This is a genomic window from Clostridium caldaquaticum (assembly GCF_023806125.1).
Classification (GTDB): Bacteria; Bacillota; Clostridia; order Clostridiales; family Clostridiaceae; genus Clostridium_AT; species Clostridium_AT caldaquaticum.
In genome coordinates, this window is the sequence record NZ_JAMSKT010000012.1 from 37704 (window position 1) to 54705 (window position 17002).

General features: G+C 32.3%; 11 protein-coding genes. All 11 read left to right on the plus strand.

Annotated features, from left to right (window positions below; genetic code table 11):
• Positions 1 to 271 precede the first annotated feature (271 nt).
• The 11 genes from M2651_RS09230 (at position 272) to M2651_RS09280 (ending at position 16994) form a co-directional block, all read left to right on the plus strand.
• Entirely contained in the window at positions 272 to 1615 is a 1344-nt protein-coding gene (locus M2651_RS09230; RefSeq protein WP_252132066.1) for a hypothetical protein, read from the plus strand.
• A gap of 247 nt (positions 1616 to 1862) precedes the next feature.
• Complete coding sequence (locus M2651_RS09235; protein WP_252132067.1) at positions 1863 to 3863, plus strand: methyl-accepting chemotaxis protein; 2001 nt, start codon at positions 1863 to 1865, stop codon at positions 3861 to 3863.
• A gap of 209 nt (positions 3864 to 4072) precedes the next feature.
• Entirely contained in the window at positions 4073 to 5074 is a 1002-nt protein-coding gene (locus tag M2651_RS09240; RefSeq protein ID WP_252132068.1) for a LacI family DNA-binding transcriptional regulator, read from the plus strand.
• 67 nt (positions 5075 to 5141) lie between these two features.
• The gene (locus M2651_RS09245; RefSeq protein ID WP_252132069.1) at positions 5142 to 6092 is read left to right on the plus strand and encodes an ABC transporter permease; all 951 of its coding nucleotides are present in this window, start codon (positions 5142 to 5144) and stop codon (positions 6090 to 6092) included.
• 15 nt (positions 6093 to 6107) lie between these two features.
• Positions 6108 to 6998, plus strand: a complete 891-nt coding sequence (locus M2651_RS09250) for a carbohydrate ABC transporter permease (RefSeq protein WP_252132070.1) — start codon at positions 6108 to 6110, stop codon at positions 6996 to 6998.
• 63 nt (positions 6999 to 7061) lie between these two features.
• Positions 7062 to 8675: an ABC transporter substrate-binding protein gene (locus M2651_RS09255; protein ID WP_252132071.1), complete on the plus strand. Its 1614-nt coding sequence runs from the start codon at positions 7062 to 7064 to the stop codon at positions 8673 to 8675.
• Positions 8676 to 8938: 263 nt separating this feature from the next.
• A complete protein-coding gene (locus M2651_RS09260; protein ID WP_252132072.1) occupies positions 8939 to 11224 on the plus strand; it encodes a GH32 C-terminal domain-containing protein in 2286 nt (761 codons plus the stop codon).
• A 27-nt stretch (positions 11225 to 11251) separates the two neighbouring features.
• Entirely contained in the window at positions 11252 to 12751 is a 1500-nt protein-coding gene (locus tag M2651_RS09265; protein WP_252132073.1) for a glycoside hydrolase family 32 protein, read from the plus strand.
• A gap of 2 nt (positions 12752 to 12753) precedes the next feature.
• Complete coding sequence (locus M2651_RS09270; protein WP_252132074.1) at positions 12754 to 13716, plus strand: carbohydrate kinase family protein; 963 nt, start codon at positions 12754 to 12756, stop codon at positions 13714 to 13716.
• Between the two features lie 372 nt (positions 13717 to 14088).
• A complete protein-coding gene (locus tag M2651_RS09275; protein ID WP_252132075.1) occupies positions 14089 to 15729 on the plus strand; it encodes a sigma-54 interaction domain-containing protein in 1641 nt (546 codons plus the stop codon).
• A gap of 443 nt (positions 15730 to 16172) precedes the next feature.
• Positions 16173 to 16994: a DAPG hydrolase family protein gene (locus M2651_RS09280; RefSeq protein WP_252132076.1), complete on the plus strand. Its 822-nt coding sequence runs from the start codon at positions 16173 to 16175 to the stop codon at positions 16992 to 16994.
• The last annotated feature ends 8 nt before the right edge of the window (positions 16995 to 17002 follow it).

The window sequence follows — 17002 nt, forward strand, 5'->3', positions numbered from 1 at the left end:
AGGTGTTTTAAAATACCTGACGTTTTTATTATTAGTTACTTCCAAATAAATTTAGATAAATGATTTGTGCAAAGTGCTTAAATAATTACCACAAATTCTCAATTTATTATAATGCTATGATAGGTAAAATATACTATCATTTATAAATAACCGGTTATATTTATTTAAAGATATATTGAAACTTAATAGAAAGACAAAAGAAAACGTTATACATAATTATGTCATAGTAAATCAAAAGACTGAAAAAACTAATTTATTTGGGGGTAACGGTATGGTATTATCTGTTTTGGGTGTTGTTTTAGCGTTTATTGCGTTGATATATCTAACTTATAAAGGTGCTCATCTCGCTTATGTAACCGTTTTAGCAGTTTTTATTATAATGATAACCAGTGGTATGCCTATAATTGATACTTGGACTAATAAAGCTATGTCTGGAGTTTCAAATATTGCAGGTACATTACTGCCATTATATTTAGCAGGTGCAATTTTTGGACGTATTTTATCTGACAGCGGTGCAGCAGATTCTTTTGCTCAAGGTTTACTAAGTGCTACTACAAAAAGGGTCAGTCCTGCTACAGCACGATTATTTGGGGCTTTGATTATAATTGGTTTGGGGATTTTGATGGGGGTTGGAGGTGTAGATAACTTTGCAATTTTATTTACTGAAATAGCAATAGCGGCAAGTATTATGAAAACTGTAAATATACCAAGAAGATTTCTTCCAGTGTTAATAATGCTCGGAACTACAACTTGTGCTTTGCTGCCGGGTGCTCCTAGTATGATAAATATTATTGTGGCTCCTATTGTTGGTTCAACTCCAACTGCAGCTCCTATTCCTGCATTAGCAGGTGCTGTTATAATGCTTTCATTATCTGTATTTAGTCTTTCAAAGCTGTGGGAAAAAGATGTGGCAAGTGGAATAAATTTTGAGTATGGTCCTCTAAAACCAGCCAGGTTTGATGAAAAACATCTGCCGCCGCCATATTTGCTTCCTATTCCTGTTATTATAATTTTTGCTGCTTATAATTTACTTAAGCTGCCAGCTTTCTTTTCGCTGCTTATAGGACTAGTAATTTCTATAATTCTTTTCTTTAACTATTTACCAATTGAAGAAGGAGAAAGTAACAAACTTATTGCAAAATTCAGGGCTTTGCTTAATGCCATGAACTATGGAACTGAAATTGCTGGTATGGGTGCAATTATAGTTTTGACTCTTATTATAGGTTTTGTAGTTGGAGAAACTCAGGCTTTCAAAGGTTTAGTTACTTTATGCAGCAACATAAAAGGACCTGCGTTAATAGTATTTGCAGTGGCAGCTGTATTAATAGTTGGTATATCAGCTTCCATGTCTGGATTAATTATAACTGCCAATGTTGCAAAAGAATTATTTATACCAGTTTTAGGAATAAGTGCAGGTGCGGCACATCGTATCATTGGAGCTTCATCAACAGTACTTGATTCACTGCCTTTTGGAACAATGGTTGTAATGCTTTTAATTCTTACAGGTATTAAACATAAGGAAGGTTATCCACCAATTTTTATTGCAACAGTAGCATATACTTTTCTCGGATTAGTAGTTACAACTATTTTATGTATGATTCCAGGATTAGCTTAATATAGATATAAATAAAAGTATCTCCTTGTTAATTGATGAGGGCATTATAAGGTAGCCCTACTGATATTAACAAGGAGTTTACTTTTTACCTAATAAAAATTGTAACTAATAGTTCCATACATTAGATTAATTGCTAATCATTTTTAAATATTTTAAAAGTACTATCGAATTTACCTATTAATTTAGTTTATAAATGGTTCGATATATATAATGAAAGTCGAAATAAGTAGAAAGGTGGCATGTTATCTTGAGAAAAAGATTTAAAATTAGAAGTATTAAGTTAAAACTTATTATTATTTTGTTATTGCTTTGTATTGTACCTTTAGTTTTATCGGGTTTTTATACTTATAAAAAGACTAGTGATCTATTAACTCAGGAATTCGAAGCATCTACTAAAGCAACTTTGCAGGAAGTTAACCGTGGCTTGGATAATTACTTTGCAGGTTATGAGGCAATTTTAAATTTATTATCTTCAAATTCTGTTATTCAGAATTTAAATTTAAGTTCAGGAGATAATGAGGACGTACTAAAGCTTTTTAGTGATGCATTAAATAGCAGAACCAGTATTTCTCAAGTATATATAGGCATGCCAAACAAGGAGTTTCTGATTTGGCCGGTAACAAAAATGGCTAATGATTTTGATCCTACTGCTAGACCATGGTATATAAATGCTATGAATAAAAAAGGAAAAATAACTTATACAGATCCATATAAAAGTGCAGTAGACGGTAAAATAATTGTATCCATTTCCAGAACTGTAGAAAGGGATGGGAATGTAGTTGCTGTTATTTCTATGAATGTGGATCTTGAAGCAATGTCAAAGGAATTATCGTCAATTACTATTGGTAAAGATGGATATTTGTTTGTATCTGATTCTAAAGGTATAATGATAGCTCATCCAGATAAATCACTAATAGGTAGTGATATTGTAACAACTGTTTCCTATTGGGAAAGAGCAAAAGTTCAAAATAGTGGTTTTGAAACTTATAAATATAAGGGAGAAGATAAATTTATAAGTTATACAACAAACGCAAAAACCTCATGGAAGATTATGGCTTCACAACCTATAGAGGAATTATTATCAAAAACCAAGATTATTATAAATACAAATGTTCAAATTGTATTAATTATCGGAATTATAGCTGCAATCATTGCGTTGTTAGTGAGCAGAGGTATTACATCTAAAATAATTACACTGAAAAATGTTTTTGAAAAGGCTTCTGAAGGGGATCTAACTGTTAAGGTAAATATAAGCTCAAAGGACGAATTTGAAGAATTAGGAAATCATTTTAATCTAATGATAAAAAGAATAGGTATGCTAATATTAAATGTAAAGGCATCTTCGGAGGTGATTAACAAGACGTCTGATTCTATAAATTCGATGGCTAAGGAAACAAGTACAGCAATAAATGAAGTTTCGATAACTATTGACCAAGTTGCTCAGGGAGCTTCAGAGAATGCACAGGATGTACAGGCAAGTGTTGAAGCAGTAAGTAATTTAGCTAGTAAGATAGAGGAGATAAGCCGTTTTACTAACGAAATGATTCATGTTTCACAAAATTCGAACAAGCTTAGTGAAGAAGGACTTAAGGTCATGAATGTCTTGACAGATAAAACTGAAAGAAACAATAAGGCTTCAGAAGTAGTAGCTTCTGTTGTGTCAGAAATGCATATAGAAACAAGTAAAATTTCTGTAATAACTGATACAATAAATCAAATAGCAGCTCAGACAAATTTATTGGCATTAAATGCAGCCATTGAAGCAGCAAGAGCCGGTGAGGCTGGAAGAGGATTTTCTGTTGTAGCTGATGAAATAAGAAAGCTTGCAGAGCAGGCTACATCAGCAACAGGACAAATTCAGGAATTAATTGAAGGGATTAAAAATAAGGTAAGTTCTGCAGTAGTCTCTATGGAGGAGTCCAGAATAATACTGGGAGAGCAAAGCCATGTAGTTGATGAAACAAGAGATATATTTAATAAGATACTTCAATCAATTAAAGAGATTGTGAAAGAAATTGAGCTTATACAGAAAGCAACAATAGAAACTAATGAAGGTAAATCCGAAATAGTTAATAGAATGCATAATATGTCAGCAGTATCACAACAATCTTCTGCCAGTGCAGAAGAAGTAGCTGCTACTGCAGAGGAAATTGCAGCTACAATGGACGAGTTTGCAAATTCTGCAGCTGAATTAACAGAATTGTCCTTAAAACTTGAGGAGCAAGTTAATAAGTTTAAATTACAGTAAAGTAAAATTAGTTAGAAATAATAAATATATAAAAAGGGCAGTGATATTAGCTGCCCTTTTGACTTTGTTTTTTAATTTGAATAATAGAAGAGTTAGTAAAAGTTGATGTAAATATAAATACCTTATTGACAAACAACTAAATTAGTTATACAATATAGTTAATCGATTGCGTAAGCGTTTTTATACATAAGGCTAAGTGAGGTGGGAAAATGGCAGCTAGTATGAAGGATGTTGCTAAACAAGCTGACGTGTCTACTGCTACAGTATCTCATGTCATAAATAATACAAGATATGTTTCTGATGAGGTAAGACAAAGAGTAATACAAGCAATGAAAGAACTCGATTATCGTCCTAATTCTATTGCTCGAAGCCTTAGAAGCCAAAAATCAAATACCATAGCACTTATTGTTCCTATATTAACAGAAGATACATCAAGTTTTTTCTTTATGTCCGTTGCTCAGGGAATTGAAAGAGTTTTAAAAAAGAATGGATACAATCTTATTTTGAGCAACTCAAATGAAAGACTTGAAGATGAAAAGGAACAGATAAAGGTTTTTAATTCCCAACTTATAGACGGTTTAATCATTGCTCCAACTGCTGAAGAGCATAGTTATCTAAATGAGGTACTTAGCGGCAATTATCCAGTGGTTTTTATAGACAGAAGACCTAAAGGTGTTGATGGGGATTGTGTATTATCTGATGGCTACAAAGGTACCTATGAAGCTATAAAAACTATGATTCTAAAAGGACATAAGAGAATAGGTTTCATTACAGGACCATTAGGAATAACTACTAGTGATGAGAGATTTGAAGGTTACAAGAGAGCAATTGTAGACAATAACTTAGAGATAGAATTTTCTTTAATAAAAGAAGCAGAAGCTACTCACAAAAATGGATATATTCTTGCAAAGCAATTGTTAGATGAAGAAAAGGTCACAGCTATTTTTGTAGCAAATAATGTTATGACTATAGGTATGTTAAACTATTTACAGGAGGCTAATTTAAAAATTCCTGAAGATGTTGCTGTAATTGGTTTTGATGACTATGAGTGGACAAGGATAATTACTCCGCCGCTTTCAGTTGTAAAACAGTTTCCTTTTGAGTTAGGAGAAAAAGCTGCTGAAATTTTGCTTGATAGAATCAACAATGGAAAAGGTCAGTATAAGGAATATAGATTGCCAACAAGTTTAGTTCTTAGAAAATCTTGCTAAGAACTAAATTAAAGATAGTTAGTTAATCGATTAACTGATAATTAAATGAGATAAGGGGGATAAGTAATTGAACAATATAAACTTTAATTTAGAAAAAAAATTAAAACCAAGCAAAATAACTGTTATTGGAAAGATGAAGAGAAGCTGGCAACTTTATTTATTGATATTACCTACATTTGTTTATTTTATAGTTTTTAAGTATATACCAATGTATGGAATTCTAATGGCTTTTAAGGATTTTATGCCTTCTAAAGGTATAATAGGTAGCCCTTGGGTTGGATTTAAACATTTTAATAGATTTTTCAATTCCTTTCAATTTGTCACCCTAATAAAAAATACGGTGAGCTTAAGTGTTATTCAAATGGTAGTAACCTTTCCAATACCAATAATTATAGCCCTTATGCTTAATCAATTAACAAGGGAAAAAGTGAAAAAATTTATTCAGACAGTTATATATGCACCGTATTTTATTTCAACAGTAGTTCTTGTTGGAATGATGCAAATATTCTTATCACCATCAAGTGGCTTTATTAATAAAATCATTCAAGCACTTGGAGGAGAAGCAGTATATTTCTTCTCATCGCCTGAATGGTTTCAGCCTTTATACGTTTTGTCAAGTATTTGGCAGGGTACAGGCTGGGCTACAGTAATTTATATGGCTGCACTTGCTGGAGTGGATCCACAGCTTCATGAAGCAGCAATTGTAGATGGAGCTAGCAAGCTTAGAAGAATTTTTACAGTAGACGTTCCTGCTATAATGCCGGTTATTATAATTCAACTCGTTCTATCAATAGGTAATGTTATGAATGTGGGGTTTGAAAAAGCTTTTTTAATGCAAACTTCATTAAATTTAGATACATCCGAAATTATTCCTACATATATTTATAAGATAGGACTTCAGCAATCTCAGTATTCTTTCTCGACAGCAGTTGGACTTTTTAATGCAGTAATAAATCTTGTATTACTCATATCAGTTAATCAGATAGTTAAAAAATTTAGTGAAACCAGTCTGTGGTAAAGGAGTTGATAGTTTATGTTTAATAAGAGAAAGTCAAAAGAAGATATAATATTTGACATAATAAATTATTCTGTGCTTGGAATTGTCTGTGTAGCAGTTTTGTATCCTCTATATTTTATGATAATAGCTTCCTTTAGTGATCCAAATCTTGTTGCATTAGGTAAAGTATGGGCTTATCCTAAAAAAATTACTATTGAAGGTTATAGTAGAATATTTAATGATAATTCTATATGGACAGGATATAAAAATTCACTCCTATATGCTGGATTAGGTGCAGTTGTCAGTGTTACAATGACGATAACAGGAGCTTATCCGTTATCTAGAAAGGATTTTTATGGAAGAAATTTTTTTATGGTAGTATTTTTATTTACAATGTTCTTTGGTGGAGGTCTTATACCAACATATTTATTAGTTAAGAATTTGCATATGACCAATACAATATGGGCTATGGTAATACCTGGTGCAGTATCAGTGTGGAATTTAATTATAACAAGAACCTTCTTTCAAACTAGTATACCAGAAGACCTTAGAGAAGCAGCTTCTATAGATGGGTGTTCAGATTTAAACTTCTTTACAAAGATTGTACTTCCTTTATCAAAACCGATAATAGCTGTTATAGCTTTATATACAATTGTAGGTCAATGGAATGGATTCTTTGATGCATTAATTTACTTGGGCAAAGAAAAAATGTATCCATTGCAGTTAATACTTAGAAATATATTAATTCAAGCTGAACCACAAAAGGGAATGTTAATAGATATTGAAACGCTTATGGCAAAACAAAGGGCAAAGGAACTTATAAAATATGGAGTAATTATAGTATCTTCAGTTCCATTGCTCACAATATATCCATTTATACAAAAATATTTTGTAAAGGGGGTTATGATTGGTTCAATAAAAGGGTAATAACAAATTCCAACTTTAGTTAATCGATTAACTAATATGTAAACATTTATAGGGGGAAATTATATGAAAAAAAGAGTTTTATCAATTATTTTTACTGGAATCATAGTTTCCAGCACATTTCTAGGTGGGTGTTCAACCAAGGAATCTAATGTTTCAAAGAGTGATGTTTCAAAATTCAATGTTACAGGCTTACCAATTGTTAAGCAGAAGGTAACACTAAAGGTTGTTTCACCAAAGGCTCCACTAGCTCCATCTTATAATGAGATGACTATATTTAAAAAACTTGAAGAGCAGACAAATGTTCATATTGACTGGAACAACATTCCAGACACTGATTATCAAGAAAAGAAGAACCTTTTATTAGCAAGTGGAGATCTTCCAGATGCTTTCTATAATGCCGGCTTTTCTGATTATGACTTAGTTAAATATAGCCAAGATGGAACAATCATACCACTTGATGATTTAATAGATAAATATATGCCTAATGTTAAGAAATTGCTTGAAAAAAAGCCGGAGATTAAAAAATTTATTACTTCACCAGATGGGAAAATTTATTCACTACCTATTGGAGAAGAAATGGGTAGCGGTCAAGGAGCTATTGGTTCTAATCCTTACTTCTTCTTTATAAATAAAAAGTGGTTAGATAAACTTGGAATGAAGATTCCAACAACGTTAGATGAGCTACATGACGTATTAGTTGCTTTTAAGGAAAAAGATCCTAATGGAAATGGGAAAAAAGATGAAAATCCAATGAGTTTTATTCATATGTGGTGGTGTGCTGATATAGGAAATCTATTTGGAGGTTTTGGGATGGCAGACCCAAATGACCACTTAATAGTCAGAGATGGAAAAGTAATTTATACTGCAGTTCGGGAGGAATATAAAGAAGCAATTCAATATTTTAGTAAATGGGTACAAGAAGGTTTAATAGACAAGGAATCCTTCACTTTAACTAAGGATCCAAATGCTCTATTTGCAAAAGGGAAAACTTCAGAACAAACACTAGGTTCATTTATATGGTGGGAAGAAACTGAAATAGTTGGACCAGAAAGAGAAAAAGACTATGTATTAGTAGGACCATTAAAAGGACCTAAAGGAGAGCAAAAGATTGCTTGGTCTAATGGATCGCAGTGGGGAAGAGGAGCATTTGTAATAACTAAGGCTAACAAAAATCCAGAAATAACAGCAAGATGGATTGACCAACAATTCGAACCAAAAATGACTGCTCAAATTCATTGGGGACCAATTGGTGAAGTATATGAAGAAAAAGACGGAAAGCTTGTCAACAAGCCGCTTCCAGAAGGAGTTGCAATGGGTGAATTCAGACAAAAGGTTGCTCCAAATGGTGCTGGTGTAGTAACTGCTGAAGATTTTGAAAAGATAGTTGATATGGAACCAAGAGCAAAGGTGAGAATTGATAGAGTTAAATTGTTTACGCCTTATATGGAAAAAGAGCATCTTCCATCATTATTCTATACCCCTGAAGAAGTAGAAAGAAGAAATCAGATCGAAACAGAACTTGGAGAATATGTAAATAAAAAGAGAGCACAATGGTTAATGAATGGTGGAATAGAAGGTGAATGGGATAAATATTTAAGTGATCTCAAAAAGATTGGTATTGATGAGTATATAAAAATTACTCAAGCAGCTTATGATAGGTACAATAGCAATAAATAATTAATATTTAAGGGAATATGCTCTGGTAGGGGCATATTCCTAATTATATTAATATAAATATAGTCAATTTTAGTGTTCCTTTGATAATTTATTAATATCTTAGTTTTGCACTTTTAAAATAACTACAATTAACTTTTAATTTATAACTATCGAACCTAATCTTTTGGTAAAGTAAAAAATATTAGAAATCTTTTTCTAAAAATAATCGATAGTAGCATCTGTAATTAGTGAATATAAGAAAAGAAAGCTAGGCGGTGTTGAAAATGGAAACTAAATCAATTAATGAAGTGAATAATCTTGCTGCTTATTGGAGTTTTGATGAAGCACAGGGTAAAAATGTCCAAAATAAGATAACTAAAATAAATAATGAAATAAATTATGTATTTAATGATGCAAAGTATAAACCTTCATCAAATCCGATTTGGATGGAGGGAGTTAAAGGAAGTGCACTTTTATTTGATGGTTTTTCAACTTGGATAAAGGATAATAAGGGTGTTATAGAAAATAAGAAAAATAAGTTGTCAATTGAAGTATGGGTGGCACCTAGATGTCATGAATATAATGAGAATAATAATATAACAGCTATTGTGAATCAGCATAATGAAGAAAAAGTAGAAGGATTTATTTTGGGCTTAAGAGCTTTTGGAGTTATTTCCTTTAAAGTTGCAATTAGTGGCAATTGGTACGAAATATGTTGTGATAAAAAAACAATACCTATAAACAAATGGTCTTATATAACAGCAGTTTATGACGGTGAACTTGGCTTTATGGAATTATACATAAATGGTAATAAAGTAAGCTATCTAGAAGTTTCAAAGAACTCATTTCTTACGCCAAGCACTGAAGACTTAATCATTGGTAAGAGCAATAATGCCATAAAGCTTGAGGAAGTTTATGAGGTAGGCTGCTATTGTGGGCTTATGGATGAACTTAAAATATATAATAAAGCCCTAACTAGTGAAGAAATATCAAATGAATATAATAAATATTTGAGTATGTGGAATGGTCAACTTCCACAACCTAATTTAAGTATTGATAGAAATATTTATGAGGGAGATAAGCATAGACCAATTTATCATTTTATATCACCTGGGTATTGGATGAATGAGCCTCATGGCCCAATGTACTTTAATGGACAGTACCATCTTTTCTTTCAGCACAATCCTCATGGCCCTCTTTGGAGACAAATACACTGGGGCCATGTAGTTAGCGAAGATATGGTTCATTGGAGGGATGTACCCTGTGCATTAGTACCTGAGAAGGGCAAGCTAGATGAAAAGGGAGATTGGTCTGGCTGTGCTATTGTAGATGATGGAATTCCAACAATTATTTACACAGCAGGAGATGGTAGTATTTACAGCCAATGTGTAGCAATGGCTAGAAGCACATTTAAGGAAGATGGAGATAATGATTTAATAAATTGGGTAAAGAACGAGATACCAATTATTATTCAGAATAAAAATATTAAGACCGAAAAAGGCGAGCCTCACTTTGGTCAGTTTAGAGACCCTTTTGTATGGAAGGAAGAAGACACCTACTATGCTATAGTAGGTTCAGGGATTAAGAATGAGAATGGGAGTGTAGGTGGTACAGCTCTCATGTACACCTCAAAGGATTTATATAATTGGAAATATGAGAAGCCATTGTTTGTTGGAGACTATATAAAGTATCCTAAAACAGGAGAGGTATGGGAACTTCCTGTATTCCTTCCTGTAGGGAAAGATGGAAAAGGAAATATGAAGTATATTCTTCTTATAAATCCTTGGTTCTTTAGTTATAGTCCTTACAATGTTAAATATGTTTGGTATTGGCTTGGCAATTGGGACAGTGACACTCTCACCTTCACACCAGATACTGAAGAGCCAGAGCTTTTAGATGTAGGAGAACATTTTACAGGACCAAGCGGTATGGTAGACCCTAAGGGAAGAACTATTATATTTAGTATAGCCCAAGGCAGAAGAACAAAGCTAGATGAAATACAGTCAGGCTGGGCTCATAATGGAGGTCTTCCTGTAAGTATTTTCATAAGAGAAGATGGACGACTTGGCATTGAACCAATAAGTGAGCTTGAATCTCTTCGAGGACTTCAGTTTCTAAATATCAAGAATAAAACTATGGAAGAAGCAAATAGAGAGCTTTCAGCTATTAAGGGTGATTGTTTAGAGATACAATTAGAGCTGGATGGTGGAAGTGCAGATGAGTTTGGAATAAAGCTTCGAAGAACTCCAGATGGGGAAGAAGAAACATTATTATACTATAAAAAATCTACAAAAGAATTTTTAATAAACAAAGATAAATCTTCTTTGAATCCTGAACTGCAAAAGGGAATTCAAGGTGGAAAAGTAAATATAGATGAAGATACACTTAAGCTTCAAATATACTTAGATAAATCTATGATAGAAGCATATGTGAACAAGTTAAAGGGACTAACCTCAAGAACTTATCCAACTAGAGAAGATGCCTTAGAGTTGTTGCTTTGGGCTGATAGTAATATTGAAACTGTTAAAGTTAAGAGTTTAAAGATATGGAAGTTAAACTCTGCATATTAAAAATATAAACTCAAAAGGAAGATGACAATGAGCAAATTAAGTAAAGCAAGAGACTATGTCCTACAAAATAAAGATAAAGTAAATAATGAATATAGGTTGAACTATCATGTTATGGCGGAAATAGGATGGATTAATGATCCTAATGGATTTGTTTATTATAATGGAGAATACCATTTATTTTATCAATATTATCCCTATGATAGTGCGTGGGGACCTATGCACTGGGGGCATGTTAAGAGTAAGGATTTGGTAAAATGGGAATGCTTGCCTGTAGCCTTGGCTCCAGATATGTATTATGATGCAGATGGATGTTTTTCAGGTAGTGCTATTGAGAAGGATGGAAAATTATACTTAATGTATACTGGTCATACAAATCCTGATGTTGATAACCCAGAAAATATCCGTCAAATACAAAATATTGCTGTATCAGAAGACGGAATTGAATTTAAAAAGGTTAAACATAATCCAGTGATAAGCACGAGAGATTTGCCAGAAAATGCACTACCTCAAGATTTTAGAGATCCAAAAGTTTTTAAGCGTGGAGAGGAGTATTATGTGGTAATTGGATCTCGTCATCAAGAAGGAGATGGTCAATTACTTTTATATAAATCCAAGGATTTATTAAATTGGGCTTATGTTGGAGTTTTAGCACGGAGTGAAAATAATATAGGGAAAATGTGGGAGTGCCCTGATTTGTTTCAAATGGGAGAACATGATGTACTAGTAATATCTCCACAGTTTTTAGAGAGGGATGGAGATAAGTACTGCAATTTATATTCTAGTGTATATATATTAGGAAATTGTGATTTTAAAAATTGTAAGTTTGATTTTAATACTATAGATGAAATTGATAGCGGTTTTGATTTTTATGCTCCTCAAACACTAGTTGATAACAAAGGAAGACGTATTCTAATTGCCTGGATGCAAATGTGGGAGCGTAATGTTCCCACCCATGATAAAGGACATAAGTGGGCTGGGGCTATGACTCTGCCAAGAGAACTAAAAATATTTAAGGGTAAACTGTATCAATATCCTGTGGAAGAAATGAAAAACTACAGAGCAAACCATGTGAGTTATAAAGCTGTAATAGTAAAAGGTACATTAGCTTTAGAAAAAATTGAAGGACAGAGTATTGAATTAGAATTAGAAATAGATTCTTTGAAAGCGAACAAATTTGGTTTAAAGGTACTTAAGGATGAAGAAAATCAGACAGTTATGTACTACGATAGACAAGAAGGAAAGTTTATCTTTGACCGTTCAAATAGTGGAGAAATTCTAAGAGGCTCAGAGTCAGAAGATATTAAAGATGTAAGAAGGGTGAAAGTTTCTCTTTTAGAAAATAAATTAAAATTGAGAATTTTTATAGATAGAATTTCTGTAGAAGTATTTATTCAAGAAGGTGAGAGAGTTATAACCTCTACTGTTTATCCAAAGTCTACTGCAAAAGCTATTGAATTCTTTAGCGATGAGAAAATTCTTATTAAAACTCTTAATAAGTGGGATATAAGAGTGAAGGAGGAGGTTTAGCAATGAAAAAAGTATTTACAATAGGTGAAGCACTGATTGATTTTATTCCTGAACAAAAGGGAACTGCATTAAAGGATGTTTCTTCTTTTCAAAAAGCACCAGGTGGTGCTCCGGCGAATGTGGCAGCGGTGGTTTCTAAATTAGGTGGACAGAGTGCTTTTATTGGGAAACTAGGTAAAGATGCTTTTGGAGATTACCTTGTTGAAACTTTAAGGGAGGTAGGAGTAAAAACAGACTATATATTTAGAACGCATAAAGCTAATACTGCTCTTGCATTTGTTTCTTTAAGGGAAGATGGAGAAAGAGATTTTTCTTTTTATAGAAACCCAAGCGCAGATATGCTTTTGGAAGAAAGTGAAATAGATAAGCAGTGGTTCGGTGAAGGAGATATTTTGCACTTTTGCTCTGTAAGTCTTGTGGATGCACCAGTAAGAAAGGCACATGTGGCTGCAATTGAAGCAGTAAAAAAGGCTGGAGGAATTATATCCTTTGATCCTAATATAAGATTTCCTCTATGGCAGGATCATAAGGAATACAAAAATATTATTTGTGAATTTATAAAATATGATGATATTTTAAAAGTAAGTGAAGATGAACTAGAGTTTATTACAGGAATTAGTGAAGAAGAAAAAGCTATCCAATGGTTATTGTCCCTTGGTGTTAAAGTTATTCTTATTACAAGAGGAAGCAAGGGAGTTTCAGCTTACTTTGGTTCAAATGAAATTACCGTTGAAGGATATAAGGTTAAGGCTGTAGATACAACTGGTGCAGGAGATTCATTTATAGGAGCCTTTCTATATCAAATTTGCACAAAAGATATATATATAAATAATATAGCTTATAATAAGATGAAAGAAATTCTTAAGTTTTCTAATGCAGTAGCAGCGTTAACTACTATGAATAAAGGTGCCATAAGTGCTATTCCTTCTTTAGAGATAGTAGAAAATTTTATGATGAGATATTAATAAGTATTTGCTATAATTATCATAACATGATTTTAGAGCATTGAAAGAACTGTACAGAAGACGGTGTTAAGTCATTGGCAAAGAACCAATGGCTTTTTTATTAGTGTTACTTAGCATTGTTATTAGTGTAATATTGTAGACACAGAAAGACGAACACATTAAAATATAAATAAGAATTTAAAAATACAACAATAGAGCTTTATAATTCTGGTAAGAACTTAACATAGTTAAGCGTTGAAAATTCACTACATAGTAGTATAGAATATTTAACTCAATAAAAATGTGATGATATAGCTAGAAAATTGCGTAATAAGTTCAACTTTTTGTGTCTAAGATATTGACATAGATTTAGTAAACTAAGGAGTTTGGGGAATGGATAAAGAGTGTTTTCTTAAAATCGGCTGTAAATTAAAAGAAAGATTAGATACACTTGTTGAAAAAACAGGATTAGATATTAATAAGTTATTGTTTAAGCTTATAGAAAATAATAATGTTTTTGAAGAAAAACTAAAGATAATAATGGAAGAAAATATGTTTTTGCGTCAGAGAGAACTGAATGTGTTTGAAGCAGCAGATGCTATGTCTGATGGAGTATATTTATCTGATGAAAACGGTTTTGTTATTGCTGCAAACAGCAGATACTCAGAGGTAACAGGGATATCAGCTGATGAAATAATAGGAAAAAATATGCAGACGATTTTAAATGAAAAGTATTTAAAAGGGGAATATGTAACCTTGAAGGCTGGACATCTGATTGAGGGAGATATAATGGAAGTCCAAAACGAAATAGAGCCTTATATTGTTGAAAAACCTGTTGCAATATGCAGTATGGTATTACAGCAAAAGAAAGAAGTATCTGTTATGGGTACATTAATTGCAAAGGGAAAAAAGAAAGTGGTGCTTTTTATAGGCAAGCCTTATTTTGATGAACAAGGTAAAATAAAATATGTTTTAGTACTTATGAGAGAAACAACAGAGCTAATTAAGCTAAAAGATAAATTAGAAGAAGCAGAAAAAAAAAGTAGAGAATATCTTAATGAATTAATAAATTTAAAAAGCAGTCAACGAGAAGACAAGCTTATAGGAAAAGATTATTCAATTGAAAAAATCAGGCAGACTATTAGTTATGTAGCAAAAACTGATGCAACTGTGCTTATAACTGGTGAAACAGGGGTTGGAAAAGAAGTTGTAGCAAGAGAAATATATAAAAACAGCTTAAGAAAAAATGGGCCTTACATTAAGGTTAATTGTGCTGCTATACCTGAAAGCTTATTAGAATCTGAACTTTTTGGATATGAAAAAGGTGCGTTTACAGGTGCAATGAAAAAAGAAAAATTAGGATATTTTGAGATGGCAAATGGGGGGACAATTTTATTAGATGAGATTGGAGAAATGCCTGTAAAACTACAGTCAAAGCTTTTGAGAGTGCTTCAGGAAAGAGAGATTACAAGAATTGGAGGAACAAAAACTATAAGTCTTGATATAAGAGTTATAGCTTCAACTAATCAGGATTTGGAACAACAGATAAAGAATGGACGTTTTAGAGAAGATTTATACTATAGACTTAATGTAATACCAATAAAAATTCCGCCTCTTCGTGAGCGTAAAGCAGATATTGCATTATTAGCTTATAACTTTTTGGAAAAATTTACAGAAAGATATAATAAAAGTAAGGAATTTGAAGCATCTGCAATAGAGATTTTATCCTGCTACCAATGGCCTGGAAATGTAAGGGAGCTAGAAAATGCTATAGAAAGGCTGGTTATAATTGGAGATGAAAGATTCATTACTGATAAGGACGTTATTAATGTATTAGGAAAAGATAAATTTTCATATATTGCAGCAGATAATGAAGAGACTACCTTAAAGGAGGCAGTAAATAAGCTTGAGAAAACTATTATTGAAAAGGCTTTAAAAAAGTATAAAAGCTCCCATAAAGCTGCAAAGGTGCTTGGAATAACTCAGACTACAGTTTTAAGAAAGGCAAAAGCATTAGGAATAAAAAAATGGTAATACATTAATGTATTAGTATAGCAAAAAAGTTTCAAAACAAAATTATAAGTAAAGCATTACATTTTTGAATTAAATAATAGGATTTCCTGCAAAAAAATAAAAAAATCGCTGGCAAAAGCTTATAGCTTCCAGCGATTTTTTATAAATATAACTAAATATGAAACTTATAAGTAAAATAAAAACATATATTAAAATTGAAGTAGCTTGAATATTTTATGGGTTGAAACATTTTTGTTTCAGGCATTATTATTAACTTAATTTTGAGTTTTTACTTTTATATTTATATTAGGTTATAAATATAAAATTGTTAAAAATACAACAAAAAATTTAGCGTTTATACAAAAATTTAATAAATGTTAGTTTTTTAACAGATTGGTACAAGTATTGCTCTATATATTAGTGCTATTTTAAAAATTAATAAAAAATATAAGGAAGGTGTAATAATGGAAACAAAAGTGTCAACTAAAGTACCTGTTACAGAGCAGGACAGGTTAAAAAGCTATTTCAAGTATTACAACATGGACATGGTTCCAGCGCCAAAGGAGAAATATGATTTAGTGTTAAAAGGACCAGTTGATCCTAAAAAAGCACTGAAATTTAAAGATAGAAATGACCTGTTTAAACCAGGATACTTAGATGTAGAGGTTGGATACTGCGTAATGGAGGATGGGACAGGATTTGTAGCAAATTTAACAAAAATGCCAGGTGTTACTGTAGAAATGTTTGACTGGTGGTTTGCGTGGCATGGTCTTGATAACCTAAGATATACAATTTGGGATCCAGAGGATCACTATAAAGCTGAAACTATGCAGAGAGAAAAGGCAAAAGATCCGGATTTATCCTATAAGGAAAGATATTGGGATACAACACATCATGTAGTTGAGAATATTGGTATGGGACCAGAGGGATTATTTATAAACTTTAAAAATCCAGCCAACCTAGGCTTTGATGCTAGTAAAATTGGTACAGAAGCCTGCGGTACAATTGTATGTGCAAAAGGTAATGGCGAAGGACAACCTCCTTTTGCTTCACCACCAACAATAATGACACACTTTATAAGAGAAATTGAAGGTGGAGTAGAACTTAGAACTCGTTTCTGGATGGGATGGACAGTAGTTAATGGAAAAGATGTGAAGGCTCTCCCAGATGGAATAAGAATGCCAGCTTTTGGACCAATGGCTTTATGTCTTCACAATATTAAAGAATTCACAAACCTGGCAGCAATACTTCCAAAGATTTATGCAGAGGAAAAGGATAATTTTTAATTTTACTA